This window comes from Escherichia sp. E4742 (assembly GCF_005843885.1).
Taxonomy (GTDB): domain Bacteria; phylum Pseudomonadota; class Gammaproteobacteria; order Enterobacterales; family Enterobacteriaceae; genus Escherichia.
In genome coordinates, this window is sequence record NZ_CP040443.1 from 1533399 (window position 1) to 1550877 (window position 17479).

Consider the following 17479-nt stretch of genomic DNA (forward strand, 5'->3'; position numbering starts at 1 on the left):
TCGCACCATTGCGGGGCGATGTTTTTATTATTTCCTGTCTACACTCAGCTTATTGCGACGCGGAATCGTGCGCAAAAGCTGGCACTACTTTTGCTTATAAAAGGATGGCCACAGACAGGTAAAAGACGTTTCCCAAACGTCCTATAACGATAATTTTCGCCTCACAGGAAGCATTATGAAAAAGATGATGATAGCCACACTGGCTGCCGCCAGCGTGCTGCTTGCCGTTGCAAATCAGGCGCATGCTGGCGCGACACTTGATGCCGTAAAAAATAAAGGGTTTGTGCAATGCGGGATCAGTGACGGATTGCCTGGGTTCTCTTATGCCGATGCAGACGGTAAGTTTTCAGGTATTGATGTAGATGTTTGTCGTGGTGTTGCCGCTGCTGTATTTGGTGACGACACGAAAGTGAAATATACCCCGCTCACAGCAAAAGAACGTTTCACCGCTTTACAGTCAGGGGAAGTGGATTTGCTCTCCCGTAATACGACCTGGACTTCATCTCGTGACGCTGGCATGGGAATGGCATTTACTGGCGTCACTTATTACGACGGCATTGGCTTCCTGACGCACGATAAAGCGGGATTAAAAAGTGCGAAAGAGCTGGATGGCGCAACAGTCTGTATTCAGGCGGGGACTGATACCGAACTCAACGTCGCCGATTACTTCAAGGCAAACAATATGAAGTACACGCCAGTAACCTTCGATCGCTCAGACGAATCAGCGAAGGCTCTGGAATCTGGCCGCTGCGATACGCTGGCCTCGGATCAGTCGCAACTGTATGCCCTGCGGATCAAATTAAGTAATCCTGCCGAATGGATTGTCCTGCCAGAAGTTATCTCTAAAGAACCGCTTGGTCCGGTCGTCCGTCGTGGCGATGATGAATGGTTCTCTATTGTGCGCTGGACGCTTTTCGCCATGCTGAATGCTGAAGAGATGGGCGTTAACTCGCAAAACGTTGATGAAAAAGCGGCTAATCCAGCTACGCCTGATATGGCGCATCTGCTGGGTAAAGAGGGCGATTACGGCAAGGATCTGAAGCTGGATAATAAATGGGCTTACAACATCATCAAACAGGTGGGTAACTACTCGGAAATTTTTGAGCGTAATGTAGGTTCAGAAAGCCCGCTGAAAATTAAACGTGGGCAAAATAATCTCTGGAATAACGGCGGTATTCAGTACGCGCCGCCCGTGCGTTAAGTCGGTGTGAGGTAACGGGCGTCGCTACGGCGACGCTCTCTTCAGCGTTATGGTTTCCGAGGTTTATATGCCCCATCGCCGCTCAACCGTTAAAGGCTCACTCTCCTTTAGCAACCCTACGGTTCGCGCCTGGTTATTCCAGATCCTCGCCGTTGTTGCCGTCGTCGGCATTGTTGGTTGGTTATTTCACAACACCGTGACGAATCTAAACAATCGCGGCATTACATCAGGATTTGCCTTTCTGGATCGCGGCGCAGGCTTCGGGATCGTCCAGCATTTGATCGATTACCAGCAGGGCGATACCTACGGACGCGTTTTTATTGTCGGCTTACTCAATACGCTACTGGTTTCAGCATTGTGTATCGTATTCGCATCTGTCCTGGGCTTCTTTATCGGTCTGGCGCGACTTTCGGATAACTGGCTACTACGAAAGCTTTCCACAATTTATATTGAGATCTTCCGTAATATTCCCCCGCTACTGCAAATCTTCTTTTGGTACTTTGCCGTGTTGCGCAATTTGCCCGGACCGCGACAGGCAGTGAGTGCGTTTGATCTCGCCTTTTTGAGCAATCGTGGGCTCTATATTCCGTCACCGCAGCTGGGAGATGGATTTATTGCGTTTATTCTGACTGTTGTTATTGCTATAGCCATTTCTGTTGGACTATTCCGTTTTAATAAAACGCACCAGATAAAGACCGGACAACTGCGCCGTACCTGGCCTTGCGCCGTTGTGTTGCTCACTGGTTTACCTTTACTGGCGCAATGGCTTTTTGGTGCGGCACTGCACTGGGATGTTCCGGCGCTACAAGGGTTTAACTTCCGCGGCGGGATGGTGCTTATCCCTGAGCTGGCAGCCTTAACGTTGGCGCTTTCAGTTTATACCTCTGCATTTATCGCCGAGATTATTCGCTCCGGGATCCAGGCAGTGCCTTATGGTCAACATGAAGCTGCCCGCTCGCTGGGATTGCCCAACCCAGTTACGCTACACCAGGTCATTATTCCCCAGGCACTACGAGTGATTATCCCGCCGTTAACCAGCCAGTATCTCAACATCGTCAAAAACTCCTCTCTTGCCGCCGCTATCGGCTATCCCGATATGGTTTCGCTGTTTGCTGGCACAGTGCTGAACCAGACGGGGCAAGCCATCGAGACGATTGCCATGACGATGTCGGTCTATCTGATTATCAGCCTGACTATCTCGCTGCTGATGAATATCTATAACCGCCGTATCGCAATCGTTGAACGCTAAGGAGTCATGATGACAAAAGTATTGCTGTCTCATCCCCCGCGCCCGGCGAGCCATAACTCAAGCCGCGCTATGGTGTGGGTGCGCAAAAACCTGTTCTCCAGCTGGGGCAATAGCCTGCTGACTATTGGCTGCTTATGGTTGATGTGGGAACTGATTCCACCGCTGCTGAACTGGGCTTTTTTACAGGCAAACTGGGTTGGTTCAACGCGTACCGACTGCACAAAAGCCGGTGCCTGTTGGGTCTTCATCCACGAACGATTTGGTCAGTTTATGTATGGGCTTTACCCACACGACCAACGCTGGCGAATTAACCTGGCATTACTGATTGGCCTTGTTTCTATCGCACCAATGTTCTGGAAAATACTCCCGCATCGCGGTCGCTATATTGCGGTCTGGGCGGTTATCTATCCACTGATTGTCTGGTGGCTGATGTATGGCGGTTTTCTTGGTCTGGAGCGGGTTGAAACCCGGCAATGGGGCGGGCTGACACTGACGTTGATTATCGCATCTGTTGGGATTGCTGGGGCGCTGCCGTGGGGGATCTTACTGGCATTAGGTCGCCGCTCCCATATGCCGATTGTGCGTATCTTATCGGTCATTTTTATCGAGTTCTGGCGCGGCGTACCGCTGATTACCGTACTGTTTATGTCTTCGGTCATGCTGCCGCTCTTTATGGCGGAAGGCACCAGCATCGACAAACTGATTCGTGCGTTGGTCGGCGTGATCCTGTTTCAGTCAGCATACGTTGCGGAAGTCGTGCGAGGCGGATTACAGGCGCTGCCCAAAGGGCAATACGAAGCGGCAGAGTCGCTGGCGTTGGGTTACTGGAAAACTCAAGGGCTGGTTATTCTGCCCCAGGCACTGAAGCTGGTGATTCCAGGGCTGGTAAATACCATCATCGCGCTATTCAAAGACACAAGTCTGGTGATCATCATCGGATTGTTCGATCTTTTCAGTAGCTTTCAGCAGGCAACCGTTGACCCCGCCTGGCTGGGTATGTCCACAGAAGGGTATGTTTTCGCCGCACTGATCTACTGGATCTTCTGTTTCAGCATGTCGCGCTATAGCCAGCATCTGGAAAAACGTTTTAACACCGGGCGTACACAGCATTGAGGACACTATGAGCCAAATTTTACTGCAACCTGCTAACGCGATGATTACGCTGGAAAATGTCAATAAATGGTATGGGCAATTCCATGTCTTAAAAGATATAAATCTGACTGTGCAAACCGGTGAACGCATTGTTTTGTGTGGTCCTTCCGGTTCCGGGAAATCGACAACCATTCGCTGTATTAATCATCTGGAAGAACACCAACAGGGACGGATCGTGGTGGATGGCATCGAGCTTAACGAAGATATTCGCAATATTGAGCGCGTCAGGCAGGAAGTGGGAATGGTCTTTCAGCATTTCAATCTCTTCCCACATTTGACCGTTTTACAGAACTGTACCCTGGCGCCGATTTGGGTGCGTAAGATGCCGAAGAAAGAGGCTGAAGCTCTGGCGATGCATTACCTTGAGCGAGTACGAATTGCCGAACATGCACAAAAGTTTCCCGGACAGATCTCCGGTGGCCAGCAGCAACGCGTTGCTATTGCACGGTCACTCTGTATGAAACCAAAGATCATGCTGTTTGACGAACCTACGTCGGCGCTCGATCCGGAAATGGTAAAAGAAGTCCTGGATACGATGATTGGGCTAGCACAGTCAGGCATGACAATGCTGTGCGTAACACATGAAATGGGATTTGCGCGAACTGTCGCTGATCGAGTGATTTTTATGGATCGCGGAGAAATCGTGGAGCAAGCTGCGCCGGATGAGTTTTTTGCGCATCCTAAATCGGAGCGTACGAGGGCATTTTTATCGCAGGTTATCCATTAAAGTTGTACATGGATTCGAAACGCAAAAAGGCCATCCTTTCGGATGGCCTTTCGCTTGATTTGATGTCTGGCAGTTCCCTACTCTCGCATGGGGAGACCCCACACTACCATCGGCGCTACGGCGTTTCACTTCTGAGTTCGGCATGGGGTCAGGTGGGACCACCGCGCTACTGCCGCCAGACAAATTCTTTTCTAATCTGCCGAACTTTAACCTAAAAAGTGGTGCTGATACCCAGAGTCGAACTGGGGACCTCACCCTTACCAAGGGTGCGCTCTACCAACTGAGCCATATCAGCACGCTAAATTTGATGCCTGGCAGTTCCCTACTCTCGCATGGGGAGACCCCACACTACCATCGGCGCTACGGCGTTTCACTTCTGAGTTCGGCATGGGGTCAGGTGGGACCACCGCGCTAAGGCCGCCAGGCAAATTCTGTTTTATCAACACGTCTTTCTTCGACATGTCGATGTAATCTGTATCAGGCTGAAAATCTTTCTCTCAATCCGCCAAAACATCTTCGGCGTTGTAAGGTTAAGCCTCACGGTTCATTAGTACCGGTTAGCTCAACGCATCGCTGCGCTTACACACCCGGCCTATCAACGTCGTCGTCTTCAACGTTCCTTCAGGACTCTCAAGGAGTCAGGGAGAACTCATCTCGGGGCAAGTTTCGTGCTTAGATGCTTTCAGCACTTATCTCTTCCGCATTTAGCTACCGGGCAGTGCCATTGGCATGACAACCCGAACACCAGTGATGCGTCCACTCCGGTCCTCTCGTACTAGGAGCAGCCCCCCTCAGTTCTCCAGCGCCCACGGCAGATAGGGACCGAACTGTCTCACGACGTTCTAAACCCAGCTCGCGTACCACTTTAAATGGCGAACAGCCATACCCTTGGGACCTACTTCAGCCCCAGGATGTGATGAGCCGACATCGAGGTGCCAAACACCGCCGTCGATATGAACTCTTGGGCGGTATCAGCCTGTTATCCCCGGAGTACCTTTTATCCGTTGAGCGATGGCCCTTCCATTCAGAACCACCGGATCACTATGACCTGCTTTCGCACCTGCTCGCGCCGTCACGCTCGCAGTCAAGCTGGCTTATGCCATTGCACTAACCTCCTGATGTCCGACCAGGATTAGCCAACCTTCGTGCTCCTCCGTTACTCTTTAGGAGGAGACCGCCCCAGTCAAACTACCCACCAGACACTGTCCGCAACCCGGATCACGGGTCTACGTTAGAACATCAAACATTAAAGGGTGGTATTTCAAGGTCGGCTCCACGCAGACTGGCGTCCACGCTTCAAAGCCTCCCACCTATCCTACACATCAAGGCTCAATGTTCAGTGTCAAGCTATAGTAAAGGTTCACGGGGTCTTTCCGTCTTGCCGCGGGTACACTGCATCTTCACAGCGAGTTCAATTTCACTGAGTCTCGGGTGGAGACAGCCTGGCCATCATTACGCCATTCGTGCAGGTCGGAACTTACCCGACAAGGAATTTCGCTACCTTAGGACCGTTATAGTTACGGCCGCCGTTTACCGGGGCTTCGATCAAGAGCTTCGCTTGCGCTGACCCCATCAATTAACCTTCCGGCACCGGGCAGGCGTCACACCGTATACGTCCACTTTCGTGTTTGCACAGTGCTGTGTTTTTAATAAACAGTTGCAGCCAGCTGGTATCTTCGACTGATTTCAGCTCCACGAGCAAGTCGCTTCACCTACATATCAGCGTGCCTTCTCCCGAAGTTACGGCACCATTTTGCCTAGTTCCTTCACCCGAGTTCTCTCAAGCGCCTTGGTATTCTCTACCTGACCACCTGTGTCGGTTTGGGGTACGATTTGATGTTACCTGATGCTTAGAGGCTTTTCCTGGAAGCAGGGCATTTGTTGCTTCAGCACCGTAGTGCCTCGTCATCACGCCTCAGCCTTGATTTTCCGGATTTGCCTGGAAAACCAGCCTACACGCTTAAACCGGGACAACCGTCGCCCGGCCAACATAGCCTTCTCCGTCCCCCCTTCGCAGTAACACCAAGTACAGGAATATTAACCTGTTTCCCATCGACTACGCCTTTCGGCCTCGCCTTAGGGGTCGACTCACCCTGCCCCGATTAACGTTGGACAGGAACCCTTGGTCTTCCGGCGAGCGGGCTTTTCACCCGCTTTATCGTTACTTATGTCAGCATTCGCACTTCTGATACCTCCAGCGTACCTCACAGTACACCTTCACAGGCTTACAGAACGCTCCCCTACCCAACAACACATAGTGTTGCTGCCGCAGCTTCGGTGCATGGTTTAGCCCCGTTACATCTTCCGCGCAGGCCGACTCGACCAGTGAGCTATTACGCTTTCTTTAAATGATGGCTGCTTCTAAGCCAACATCCTGGCTGTCTGGGCCTTCCCACATCGTTTCCCACTTAACCATGACTTTGGGACCTTAGCTGGCGGTCTGGGTTGTTTCCCTCTTCACGACGGACGTTAGCACCCGCCGTGTGTCTCCCGTGATAACATTCTCCGGTATTCGCAGTTTGCATCGGGTTGGTAAGTCGGGATGACCCCCTTGCCGAAACAGTGCTCTACCCCCGGAGATGAATTCACGAGGCGCTACCTAAATAGCTTTCGGGGAGAACCAGCTATCTCCCGGTTTGATTGGCCTTTCACCCCCAGCCACAAGTCATCCGCTAATTTTTCAACATTAGTCGGTTCGGTCCTCCAGTTAGTGTTACCCAACCTTCAACCTGCCCATGGCTAGATCACCGGGTTTCGGGTCTATACCCTGCAACTTAACGCCCAGTTAAGACTCGGTTTCCCTTCGGCTCCCCTATTCGGTTAACCTTGCTACAGAATATAAGTCGCTGACCCATTATACAAAAGGTACGCAGTCACCCCATAAAGAGGCTCCCACTGCTTGTACGTACACGGTTTCAGGTTCTTTTTCACTCCCCTCGCCGGGGTTCTTTTCGCCTTTCCCTCACGGTACTGGTTCACTATCGGTCAGTCAGGAGTATTTAGCCTTGGAGGATGGTCCCCCCATATTCAGACAGGATACCACGTGTCCCGCCCTACTCATCGAGCTCACAGCATGTGCATTTTTGTGTACGGGGCTGTCACCCTGTATCGCACGCCTTTCCAGACGCTTCCACTAACACACACACTGATTCAGGCTCTGGGCTGCTCCCCGTTCGCTCGCCGCTACTGGGGGAATCTCGGTTGATTTCTTTTCCTCGGGGTACTTAGATGTTTCAGTTCCCCCGGTTCGCCTCATTAACCTATGGATTCAGTTAATGATAGTGTGACGAGTCACACTGGGTTTCCCCATTCGGAAATCGCCGGTTATAACGGTTCATATCACCTTACCGACGCTTATCGCAGATTAGCACGTCCTTCATCGCCTCTGACTGCCAGGGCATCCACCGTGTACGCTTAGTCGCTTAACCTCACAACCCGAAGATGTTTCTTGCGATTCACCATCGTGTTGCGAAAATTTGAGAGACTCACGAACAACTTTCGTTGTTCAGTGTTTCAATTTTCAGCTTGATCCAGATTTTTAAAGAGCAAAACTTCGCAGTGAACCTTTGCAGGTACACTCTGAAGTATTTTTTATTTAATCACTACAGAGATGGTGGAGCTATGCGGGATCGAACCGCAGACCTCCTGCGTGCAAAGCAGGCGCTCTCCCAGCTGAGCTATAGCCCCATAACATGTAGTTAAAACCTCTTCAAATTTGCGGTGCAAATTTGGTAGGCCTGAGTGGACTTGAACCACCGACCTCACCCTTATCAGGGGTGCGCTCTAACCACCTGAGCTACAAGCCTGTAGAGGTTTTACTGCTCATTTTCATCAGACAATCTGTGTGAGCACTGCAAAGAACAGTTCTTTAAGGTAAGGAGGTGATCCAACCGCAGGTTCCCCTACGGTTACCTTGTTACGACTTCACCCCAGTCATGAATCACAAAGTGGTAAGCGCCCTCCCGAAGGTTAAGCTACCTACTTCTTTTGCAACCCACTCCCATGGTGTGACGGGCGGTGTGTACAAGGCCCGGGAACGTATTCACCGTGGCATTCTGATCCACGATTACTAGCGATTCCGACTTCATGGAGTCGAGTTGCAGACTCCAATCCGGACTACGACGCACTTTATGAGGTCCGCTTGCTCTCGCGAGGTCGCTTCTCTTTGTATGCGCCATTGTAGCACGTGTGTAGCCCTGGTCGTAAGGGCCATGATGACTTGACGTCATCCCCACCTTCCTCCAGTTTATCACTGGCAGTCTCCTTTGAGTTCCCGGCCGGACCGCTGGCAACAAAGGATAAGGGTTGCGCTCGTTGCGGGACTTAACCCAACATTTCACAACACGAGCTGACGACAGCCATGCAGCACCTGTCTCACAGTTCCCGAAGGCACCAATCCATCTCTGGAAAGTTCTGTGGATGTCAAGACCAGGTAAGGTTCTTCGCGTTGCATCGAATTAAACCACATGCTCCACCGCTTGTGCGGGCCCCCGTCAATTCATTTGAGTTTTAACCTTGCGGCCGTACTCCCCAGGCGGTCGACTTAACGCGTTAGCTCCGGAAGCCACGCCTCAAGGGCACAACCTCCAAGTCGACATCGTTTACGGCGTGGACTACCAGGGTATCTAATCCTGTTTGCTCCCCACGCTTTCGCACCTGAGCGTCAGTCTTCGTCCAGGGGGCCGCCTTCGCCACCGGTATTCCTCCAGATCTCTACGCATTTCACCGCTACACCTGGAATTCTACCCCCCTCTACGAGACTCAAGCTTGCCAGTATCAGATGCAGTTCCCAGGTTGAGCCCGGGGATTTCACATCTGACTTAACAAACCGCCTGCGTGCGCTTTACGCCCAGTAATTCCGATTAACGCTTGCACCCTCCGTATTACCGCGGCTGCTGGCACGGAGTTAGCCGGTGCTTCTTCTGCGGGTAACGTCAATGAGCAAAGGTATTAACTTCACTCCCTTCCTCCCCGCTGAAAGTACTTTACAACCCGAAGGCCTTCTTCATACACGCGGCATGGCTGCATCAGGCTTGCGCCCATTGTGCAATATTCCCCACTGCTGCCTCCCGTAGGAGTCTGGACCGTGTCTCAGTTCCAGTGTGGCTGGTCATCCTCTCAGACCAGCTAGGGATCGTCGCCTAGGTGAGCCGTTACCCCACCTACTAGCTAATCCCATCTGGGCACATCCGATGGCAAGAGGCCCGAAGGTCCCCCTCTTTGGTCTTGCGACGTTATGCGGTATTAGCTACCGTTTCCAGTAGTTATCCCCCTCCATCAGGCAGTTTCCCAGACATTACTCACCCGTCCGCCACTCGTCAGCGAATCAGCAAGCTGATTCCTGTTACCGTTCGACTTGCATGTGTTAGGCCTGCCGCCAGCGTTCAATCTGAGCCATGATCAAACTCTTCAATTTAAAAGTTTGATGCTCAAAGAATTAAACTTCGTAATAAATTACGTGTTCACTCTTGAGACTTGGTATTCATTTATCGTCTTGCGACGTTAAGAATCCGTATCTTCGAGTGCCCACACAGATTGTCTGATAAATTGTTAAAGAGCAGTTGCGACGCGGCTTTCAGCTCACTGTCGCGAGGTGGCGTATATTACGCTTTCCTCTTTCAGAGTCAACCCTGAATTTCAGGATTTTTCTCTTTGTTGTTACGACCATCTTGTGAAGTGTTTCACGTTGTCGTCTCAACGGAGGCGCATTATAGGGATCCCAATTTTTTGCACAAGTACTTTTTTGATCTTTTTTTCTGTTTGTTGTTTTTTCAGCCTTTTTGCTGCATTCACACACAAAACGGTGCTTTTTTGCATACTAAAAGACTTGCACAAGGCCAATAATGCACCCAAAGTCATTAGTAAATCATTTATTGTTGAGGTAAGTATGCCTGATGTTTTACGCCCATACCGCGATCTTTTTCCACAAATCGGTCAGCGCGTAATGATCGACAGTAGTAGTGTGGTTATTGGTGACGCCCGCCTGGCTGATGATGTGGGGATCTGGCCGCTCGTTGTGATTCGTGGCGATGTGAATTATGTACAAATCGGTGCCCGCACTAATATTCAGGATGGTAGCGTCTTACACGTGACCCATAAATCAACGGCTAATCCACAAGGCAATCCGTTGATCGTCGGTGAAGACGTTACGGTTGGACATAAAGTGATGCTCCACGGCTGCACCATTGGCAATCGAGTTTTGGTTGGGATGGGCTCAATTTTACTTGATGGCGCAATAGTAGAAGATGATGTGATGATTGGTGCGGGTAGCCTGGTCCCACAAAATAAACGACTGGTGAGCGGATATCTGTATCTCGGTAGCCCCGTCAAACAGATCCGCCCGTTAAGTGATGAAGAGAAGGCTGGGTTACGCTATTCCGCAAATAATTACGTGAAATGGAAGGACGAATATCTGGATCAGGGTAACCAGACCCAACCTTGATCATCTTCACTTTGTTCCTGAATTAAGTTTTCCGCTTCTTCTTCCAGGTCCCAGCGATGCTGACGAAAATTCGCTAACCACTGTTCTGGCGTATCTCCTGCAAAGCGGTTCGCCAGACTCTCTCCAGTAATAGCGCAAGTGAGCTGCATACCATTTACAAGAGCTGGAAAACAAACGCATTTTTTACTCTCGTTCCACTGTTCCCTGTCTGGAAACTGGATGGCCTGATTCACGCGGACAACTCCTCCTGCAATTGCTTTATAACTGGTTCTACATCAGGCAGAACACCGTGCCAGAGAAGGAAGGCATGAGCCGCCTGCGCCACTAACATCCCCAATCCATCCGCATTACGTTTTGAGCCTTGCTGTTCACACCATGCCAGAAAGGGCGTTTTTCCCTTCTGGTAGAACATGTCATAACAACAAATACCTGAATGGACGAGCGATGCCGGGATCGCCGGAACATCTCCACTAATGCCACTGGATGTCGCGTTAATAATAAGATCGAACTCGTGACCGTCCAGTTCGTCCATACCCAACGCCTGAACACTACCAGTGTGCGCAAACAATTTAGCCAACTCTTCCGCGCGAGAAACCGTTCGGTTAGTGATTGTCACCGCACAGTCCAGAGAGAGAAGCGGCAGTAATACCCCACGAGATGCCCCACCAGCGCCGATAAGCAGAATACGTAAACCGGAGCGAATAAAAGACAGACGTTCCAGATCGCTTAACAAGCCTACACCATCGGTATTGTCACCCAGTAGACGTCCATCTTCTAACCGCTTGAGGGTATTAACAGCACCAGCCAACGCTGCCCGTTCAGTAAGTTCATCCGCTCTGGCAAAAGCCTCTTCTTTAAAAGGCACTGTCACATTCGCACCTTTACCACCAGCACTAAAGAAAGCGTTTAGCGTGTTGATGAAATCATTGATGGGTGCCAGCACGCGGCCATAGGGATGTTCAATATTCAGTTGCTGTGCAAATTGCTGATGAATGAATGGCGATTTGCTGTGGGCTATCGGATTACCAAAAACAGCATAGGTTTCCATTATGTTACCCCTGTCGAAACAGTTCACCCGTCAGGGCATCACGAATTTCTGAAGGATTTAAACGACCGCCCGTTTCACCTCGCACAACCGGGAAATCAGCACCAAACTGTGCGTGAACTTCCTCTATTGTTCGACAAGGTGGCAATCCACTCAAGTTGGCACTGGTAGAAACCAGCGGTTTACCATAAGCCTGGCACAAAGCAACCACCAATGGATGGTCGGTGACTCGTACAGCAAGCGAATCAAAGCGGCCCGTCAACCATCGTGGTGTTGTCGCAGGCGCGGGAAAGACAAAGGTGACAGGACCAGGCCAGCGAGAAAAAATGGTTTCACGCTGCGCGCCAGTCAGCATGCTGTCATCAATATAGGGTTTAAGCTGCTCGTAATTTGCCGCGATTAAAATCAGCCCCTTATCAACCGGACGCTGTTTTAATTCCAACAGCCGCATCACTGCTGTTTCGCTATCAGGATCGCACCCGACACCAAAAACAGCTTCCGTTGGATAGGCGATGACACGTTCTTCATTGAGGACATCTATCGCAGCTGCGATAGCGTCTCCTTGCAGGTTATTATTCACGTTATTATTCCGCCGAAACCGGCTTTCCACATTGTTTACTGGCACAAAAGTGTTTTACACCCTGCGCGGTTTTCTTTTCGATGAGTAGCGGATAATGACACTCAGGGCACTCTCCGGCTATTGGTTTGAAGTTAATAGCAAATTGACACTCAGGGTAGCGATCACAGGAGTGAAATGTTTTGCCATAACGGGAGCGGCGCTGGACCAGATGGCCCGTCCGACATTGAGGACAGGTAATTGCTGTTTCGTCCGGTTTATCGATAAGTTCGGTATGTTCGCATTCAGGGTAGTTACTGCAACCAATAAACATACCAAAGCGTCCCTGGCGTAATACCAGATTTGCTCCGCATGCAGGGCAAACCTGCCCCTCCAGAACTTTGACGATATGCCCATCCGCTGAAGATTTCAGAGGACGGACGTAGTCACACGCCGGATACTGTGAGCACCCAAGAAACGGACCGTGTTTCCCGGATCGAATAACCAGTTCAGCCCCGCACTTTGGGCAGGACTCATTATTACGCACCGTGAACAGTGCTGATTTCGCCATAACAACTTATGCTGAATTAAAGAAATGATTAATGCAGCATACCTTCATTCACTTCAAAGAGTAATTCTTCCATTTGCTGGTACGCATTTTCGCAGCCCGGGATGTTGAACAACACCATCAGGATCACCCATTTCAGATCATCCAGTTCGAACTCTGCGTTATCCAGCGCGAGCACTCGCTCTATCACCATTTCACGAGTTTCAAGGTTGAGCACCTGAATCTGCTCAAGGAAAAGCAGAAACCCACGGCAGCTGGCATCCAGTCGTTCACACTCTTCCGGTGTATAAATACGCATGGAGAGAGGATCCGAGGCCAGTTGCATCGGTTCTGCCAACCCTTCCTGATAATCAGCAAGTTTTTCCAGCCATAGCAGGGCATTGTAGATATCTTCTCGCTCAAAACCTGCGTCGGTAAGATCCTGTTCAAGTTTGTCTTGATCCACACGCAACTCAGCTTCAGTGTGAATATAGGTTTCAAACAAATACATTAGTACGTCGAACATGGCATGCCCTCCTCAATCGGACATAGCCGCCGGGTACAGCTGCGATCCATCCTGCTAACTCCAGTTCAAGTAGTTGAGTAACTACCTCTGGCACAGGTTGGCCGGCACGTTCAGCGACGACGTCAACAGGTGTTACCTCATCTCCTACGTTAGCCAGGAGCTCAGGAAATGGCAATGCCACGTCTTCCTGATCTGGTGAATAAAATGATTTTTCATGGGCATCTGGCAACCAGTGCAATCCATATTGCAAATTTTCCAGAATTTCTTCCGGTTCCGTCACAAGAATCGCACCTTGTTTTATAAGCCAGTGGGGGCCTTCACTTCCGGGACTCCCTAATGGACCGGGCAAAGCAAAGACTTCACGTCCCTGCTCAAGCGCACAACGCGCTGTCACCAGTGAACCACTGCGCAAAGCCGCTTCCACCACCAGTACACCTTTACTTAGACCACTGATAATGCGATTTCTTCGCGGGAAATTGTAAGCAAGAGGAGGGGTATCAAGGGGAAATTCCGAGACAAGAGCCCCACCATGTTCAAGCAGACTGGTAGCCAGTCGGGCATGGCGACGCGGATGGATGGTATTGAGTCCATTTCCCAAGACCGCAATACTAACGCCATTTACCTGTACCGCCGCTTTATGTGCCACACCGTCGATTCCACGCGCCAGCCCACTGGTAATTGTCACGCCTCGCGCCGCCAGCGACTCACATAACAGCCGCCCCCACCGTTCGCCATACCATGAATGCGCCCGGCTTCCCACTACGGCCAACTGAAATGATTGCAGCGCTTGTAGATCACCAGCAACAAACAGTGCACCTGGATAATCAGCCGTTGCAATAAGTTGAGGAGGATAAAATTCACTGTCCGCAGGGATTAAATGATGGTTAGGTTGCTCCAGCCAACAAAGTGAGCTTTCAATACTCTGCTGTGAAAATGTAAGAAAGCGCTGTGCCTGCCGCAATGTAAGCCCTGTTTGCTGCAATACAACCGCATCAATATGCGACTGTTTTGCCAGCCAGCGAGCAATACGGACCATATCATCGCCGTACAAGCTGCTGATGCTCATTAAACGCAGCCAAATTTCGGTATCGACCATCCTTATCTCCCTGCCATAAGCAGCCTTAGCAATCTTTGCGATTGGTCAGTGATGCTGTCAATCAGAGGGGGATTTGTCTAGAATAGAAGAAATAATCTTTCTAACTCCTGAACACATCTCTGGAGATTTATGTCAGTTTTGCAAGTGTTACATATTCCGGACGAGCGGCTTCGCAAAGTTGCTAAACCGGTAGAAGAAGTGAATGCAGAAATTCAGCGTATCGTCGATGATATGTTCGAGACGATGTACGCGGAAGAAGGTATTGGCCTGGCGGCAACCCAGGTTGATATCCATCAACGTATCATTGTTATCGATGTTTCGGAAAACCGCGACGAACGGCTGGTGTTAATCAATCCGGAGCTTTTAGAAAAAAGCGGCGAAACAGGCATTGAAGAAGGTTGCCTGTCGATCCCTGAACAGCGTGCTTTAGTGCCGCGCGCAGAGAAAGTGAAAATTCGCGCCCTGGACCGCGATGGTAAACCATTTGAACTGGAAGCAGATGGTCTGTTAGCCATATGCATTCAGCATGAGATGGATCACCTGGTCGGTAAATTGTTCATGGATTACCTGTCACCGCTGAAACAACAACGTATTCGTCAGAAAGTTGAAAAACTGGATCGTCTGAAAGCCCGGGCTTAAGGATAAGAACTAACGTGTCAGAATCACTACGTATTATTTTTGCGGGAACACCTGACTTTGCAGCGCGTCATCTTGACGCGCTGTTGTCTTCTGGTCATAACATCGTTGGCGTGTTCACCCAGCCAGACCGACCGGCAGGACGAGGTAAAAAGCTAATGCCCAGCCCGGTCAAAGTGCTGGCTGAAGAAAAAGGCTTACCCGTTTTTCAGCCTGTTTCCTTGCGTCCACAAGAAAACCAGCAACTGGTCGCCGATCTACAAGCTGATGTTATGGTTGTCGTCGCCTATGGGCTGATTCTGCCTAAAGCTGTGCTGGAAATGCCGCGTCTTGGATGCATCAATGTTCATGGTTCACTGCTGCCGCGCTGGCGCGGCGCGGCGCCAATCCAACGTTCGCTGTGGGCGGGCGATGCAGAAACCGGCGTGACTATTATGCAAATGGATGTCGGTTTAGACACGGGCGACATGCTCTATAAACTCTCCTGCCCGATTACCGCAGAAGATACCAGCGGCACGTTATATGACAAACTGGCAGAGCTTGGCCCACAAGGGCTTATCGCCACATTGAAACAACTGGCAGACGGCACGGCGAAACCAGAAATTCAGGATGAAACTCTTGTTACTTACGCCGAAAAGTTGAGTAAAGAAGAAGCGCGTATTGACTGGTCACTTTCGGCAGCGCAGCTTGAACGCTGCATTCGCGCTTTCAATCCATGGCCAATGAGCTGGCTGGAAATTGAAGGACAGCCGGTTAAAGTCTGGAAAGCGTCGGTCATTGATACGGTAACCAACGCTGCCCCAGGAACGATCCTTGAAGCCAACAAACAAGGCATTCAGGTCGCGACTGGTAATGGCATCCTGAATCTGCTCTCGTTGCAACCTGCGGGTAAGAAAGCGATGAGCGCACAAGACCTCCTGAATTCTCGTCGGGAATGGTTTGTTCCGGGCAACCGTCTGGCCTGATAGTCCACTCTTCTAAGCCCGGTCTTGCCGGGCATTTTTATACTTATGAAAAAACAACGTAATTTACGTAGCATGGCGGCCCAGGCCGTTGAACAAGTCGTCGAGCAAGGGCAATCATTAAGCAACATTTTGCCACCGCTCCAGCAAAAAGTTTCCGATAAAGACAAAGCACTTCTTCAAGAGTTGTGCTTTGGCGTACTGCGCACGCTCTCACAGTTAGACTGGCTAATTAATAAGTTAATGGCCCGTCCGATGACTGGCAAACAGCGGACCGTGCATTACCTGATTATGGTTGGTTTGTATCAACTGCTTTATACCCGCATTCCACCGCATGCTGCGCTGGCTGAAACGGTTGAAGGCGCTGTCGCAATTAAGCGCCCGCAACTTAAAGGGTTGATTAACGGTGTATTACGTCAGTTCCAGCGTCAGCAAGAAGAGTTATTAGCCGAGTTTAATGCCAGTGATGCACGCTATCTGCATCCTTCCTGGTTGCTGAAGCGTCTGCAAAAAGCGTATCCAGAGCAGTGGCAGTCCATCGTTGACGCCAATAACCAGCGTCCGCCAATGTGGCTGCGCGTTAATCGTACGCATCATTCCCGCGCCAGTTGGCTTGCATTGCTGGATGAAGCAGGAATGAAAGGTTTCCCGCATTCGGATTATCCTGATGCTGTACGGCTGGAAACACCTGCACCTGTTCATGCGCTACCCGGTTTTGAAGACGGATGGGTTACCGTTCAGGATGCATCAGCACAAGGTTGCATGACCTGGCTTGCGCCACAAAACGGTGAACACATTCTGGATCTTTGTGCCGCCCCCGGCGGTAAAACAACGCATATCCTTGAGGTGGCACCAGAAGCGCAGGTTCTTGCGGTTGATATTGACGAACAGCGCCTCTCTCGCGTTTACGACAATTTAAAACGCCTTGGTATGAAGGCGACCGTGAAACAAGGTGATGGCCGCTACCCTTCCCAATGGTGTGGCGAGCAACAGTTTGATCGCATTTTATTAGATGCGCCTTGTTCAGCAACGGGTGTGATTCGTCGCCATCCGGATATCAAGTGGTTACGTCGTGATCGCGATATCCCGGAACTCGCGCAACTGCAGTCTGAAATTCTCGACGCCATTTGGCCGCATTTAAAATCCGGTGGAACCCTGGTCTATGCCACCTGTTCGGTGTTACCGGAAGAGAATAGCCTGCAGGTTAAAGCCTTTTTGCAACGTACCGCTGATGCCGAACTTTGCGACACCGGAACACCAGAACAACCGGGTAAGCAGAATCTGCCTGGTGCCGAAGAGGGCGACGGCTTCTTTTACGCTAAGCTAATCAAAAAGTGATG

14 protein-coding genes, 3 tRNA genes and 4 rRNA genes are annotated in these 17479 nt (G+C 50.6%); 8 read left to right on the forward strand and 13 right to left on the reverse strand.

Annotation, left to right across the window (positions count from 1 at the left end):
- Positions 1-175: 175 nt before the first annotated feature.
- The 4 genes from FEM44_RS07380 (at position 176) to FEM44_RS07395 (ending at position 4329) form a co-directional block, all read left to right on the forward strand.
- Positions 176-1201, forward strand: a complete 1026-nt coding sequence (locus FEM44_RS07380; protein WP_130236995.1) for an amino acid ABC transporter substrate-binding protein — start codon at positions 176-178, stop codon at positions 1199-1201.
- A 67-nt stretch (positions 1202-1268) separates the two neighbouring features.
- Positions 1269-2450: an amino acid ABC transporter permease gene (locus FEM44_RS07385; protein ID WP_135523892.1), complete on the forward strand. Its 1182-nt coding sequence runs from the start codon at positions 1269-1271 to the stop codon at positions 2448-2450.
- A 9-nt stretch (positions 2451-2459) separates the two neighbouring features.
- Positions 2460-3563, forward strand: coding sequence for an amino acid ABC transporter permease (locus FEM44_RS07390; protein ID WP_135523953.1), 1104 nt, complete (start codon positions 2460-2462; stop codon positions 3561-3563).
- A gap of 7 nt (positions 3564-3570) precedes the next feature.
- The gene (locus FEM44_RS07395; RefSeq protein ID WP_130219134.1) at positions 3571-4329 is read left to right on the forward strand and encodes an amino acid ABC transporter ATP-binding protein; all 759 of its coding nucleotides are present in this window, start codon (positions 3571-3573) and stop codon (positions 4327-4329) included.
- 64 nt (positions 4330-4393) lie between these two features.
- Here FEM44_RS07395 and rrf (FEM44_RS07400) read toward each other — a convergent pair.
- The 7 genes from rrf (FEM44_RS07400) to FEM44_RS07430 all read right to left on the reverse strand — a co-directional run bounded on the left by rrf (FEM44_RS07400) (position 4394) and on the right by FEM44_RS07430 (position 9745).
- Positions 4394-4509 (reverse strand): 5S ribosomal RNA (rrf, locus tag FEM44_RS07400).
- Between the two features lie 39 nt (positions 4510-4548).
- A tRNA-Thr gene (locus tag FEM44_RS07405) sits at positions 4549-4624 on the reverse strand.
- 14 nt (positions 4625-4638) lie between these two features.
- Positions 4639-4754 (reverse strand): 5S ribosomal RNA (rrf, locus tag FEM44_RS07410).
- A gap of 101 nt (positions 4755-4855) precedes the next feature.
- Positions 4856-7757, reverse strand: a 23S ribosomal RNA gene (locus tag FEM44_RS07415).
- A gap of 183 nt (positions 7758-7940) precedes the next feature.
- Positions 7941-8016, reverse strand: a tRNA-Ala gene (locus FEM44_RS07420).
- Positions 8017-8058: 42 nt separating this feature from the next.
- A tRNA-Ile gene (locus FEM44_RS07425) sits at positions 8059-8135 on the reverse strand.
- A gap of 68 nt (positions 8136-8203) precedes the next feature.
- Positions 8204-9745 (reverse strand): 16S ribosomal RNA (locus FEM44_RS07430).
- The 16S, 23S and 5S rRNA genes sit together here with 3 tRNA genes alongside, the layout of an rRNA operon.
- A 471-nt stretch (positions 9746-10216) precedes the next feature.
- Between FEM44_RS07430 and FEM44_RS07435 the strand changes: the two genes are divergently transcribed.
- Positions 10217-10771: a gamma carbonic anhydrase family protein gene (locus FEM44_RS07435; protein WP_135522535.1), complete on the forward strand. Its 555-nt coding sequence runs from the start codon at positions 10217-10219 to the stop codon at positions 10769-10771.
- Here the strand turns inward: FEM44_RS07435 and FEM44_RS07440 are convergent.
- The 6 genes from FEM44_RS07440 to dprA are packed head-to-tail and all read right to left on the reverse strand — an operon-like array spanning position 10747 to position 14541.
- Positions 10747-11004, reverse strand: coding sequence for a DUF1488 domain-containing protein (locus FEM44_RS07440; protein ID WP_135522534.1), 258 nt, complete (start codon positions 11002-11004; stop codon positions 10747-10749). The genes FEM44_RS07435 and FEM44_RS07440 overlap by 25 nt on opposite strands.
- Positions 11001-11819 carry a shikimate dehydrogenase gene (gene aroE, locus FEM44_RS07445; protein WP_135522533.1) on the reverse strand — a complete coding sequence of 273 codons (819 nt, stop codon included), beginning with the start codon at positions 11817-11819 and terminating at the stop codon, positions 11001-11003. The genes FEM44_RS07440 and aroE overlap by 4 nt, the downstream gene beginning before the upstream one ends.
- 4 nt (positions 11820-11823) lie before the next feature.
- Positions 11824-12396, reverse strand: coding sequence for an L-threonylcarbamoyladenylate synthase type 1 TsaC (gene tsaC / locus FEM44_RS07450; RefSeq protein ID WP_135488566.1), 573 nt, complete (start codon positions 12394-12396; stop codon positions 11824-11826).
- A 4-nt stretch (positions 12397-12400) separates the two neighbouring features.
- Positions 12401-12943 carry a DNA topoisomerase family protein gene (locus FEM44_RS07455; protein ID WP_001129723.1) on the reverse strand — a complete coding sequence of 181 codons (543 nt, stop codon included), beginning with the start codon at positions 12941-12943 and terminating at the stop codon, positions 12401-12403.
- Positions 12944-12971: 28 nt separating this feature from the next.
- Positions 12972-13445 (reverse strand): DUF494 family protein Smg, encoded by a 474-nt coding sequence (gene smg / locus FEM44_RS07460; protein WP_000460680.1) that lies wholly within the window; start codon positions 13443-13445, stop codon positions 12972-12974.
- Positions 13417-14541: a DNA-protecting protein DprA gene (dprA, locus tag FEM44_RS07465; protein ID WP_135522532.1), complete on the reverse strand. Its 1125-nt coding sequence runs from the start codon at positions 14539-14541 to the stop codon at positions 13417-13419. The genes smg and dprA overlap by 29 nt, the downstream gene beginning before the upstream one ends.
- A gap of 129 nt (positions 14542-14670) precedes the next feature.
- Between dprA and def the strand changes: the two genes are divergently transcribed.
- The 3 genes from def to rsmB are packed head-to-tail and all read left to right on the forward strand — an operon-like array spanning position 14671 to position 17477.
- The gene (gene def / locus FEM44_RS07470; protein WP_000114984.1) at positions 14671-15180 is read left to right on the forward strand and encodes a peptide deformylase; all 510 of its coding nucleotides are present in this window, start codon (positions 14671-14673) and stop codon (positions 15178-15180) included.
- A gap of 14 nt (positions 15181-15194) precedes the next feature.
- A complete protein-coding gene (gene fmt, locus FEM44_RS07475; protein WP_135522531.1) occupies positions 15195-16142 on the forward strand; it encodes a methionyl-tRNA formyltransferase in 948 nt (315 codons plus the stop codon).
- A 45-nt stretch (positions 16143-16187) separates the two neighbouring features.
- Entirely contained in the window at positions 16188-17477 is a 1290-nt protein-coding gene (rsmB, locus tag FEM44_RS07480; protein ID WP_135522530.1) for a 16S rRNA (cytosine(967)-C(5))-methyltransferase RsmB, read from the forward strand.
- Positions 17478-17479: the final 2 nt, after the last annotated feature.

Excerpts from the sequence above, each read along its gene's own strand:
- FEM44_RS07380 (WP_130236995.1), top strand. The coding sequence starts at position 176 with ATGAAAAAGATGATGATAGCCACACTGGCTGCCGCCAGCGTGCTGCTT.
- FEM44_RS07385 (WP_135523892.1), top strand. The coding sequence starts at position 1,269 with ATGCCCCATCGCCGCTCAACCGTTAAAGGCTCACTCTCCTTTAGCAAC.
- FEM44_RS07390 (WP_135523953.1), top strand. The coding sequence starts at position 2,460 with ATGACAAAAGTATTGCTGTCTCATCCCCCGCGCCCGGCGAGCCATAAC.
- FEM44_RS07395 (WP_130219134.1), top strand. The coding sequence starts at position 3,571 with ATGAGCCAAATTTTACTGCAACCTGCTAACGCGATGATTACGCTGGAA.
- FEM44_RS07435 (WP_135522535.1), top strand. The coding sequence starts at position 10,217 with ATGCCTGATGTTTTACGCCCATACCGCGATCTTTTTCCACAAATCGGT.
- aroE (WP_135522533.1), bottom strand. The coding sequence starts at position 11,819 with ATGGAAACCTATGCTGTTTTTGGTAATCCGATAGCCCACAGCAAATCG.
- FEM44_RS07455 (WP_001129723.1), bottom strand. The coding sequence starts at position 12,943 with ATGGCGAAATCAGCACTGTTCACGGTGCGTAATAATGAGTCCTGCCCA.
- smg (WP_000460680.1), bottom strand. The coding sequence starts at position 13,445 with ATGTTCGACGTACTAATGTATTTGTTTGAAACCTATATTCACACTGAA.
- dprA (WP_135522532.1), bottom strand. The coding sequence starts at position 14,541 with ATGGTCGATACCGAAATTTGGCTGCGTTTAATGAGCATCAGCAGCTTG.
- def (WP_000114984.1), top strand. The coding sequence starts at position 14,671 with ATGTCAGTTTTGCAAGTGTTACATATTCCGGACGAGCGGCTTCGCAAA.
- rsmB (WP_135522530.1), top strand. The coding sequence starts at position 16,188 with ATGAAAAAACAACGTAATTTACGTAGCATGGCGGCCCAGGCCGTTGAA.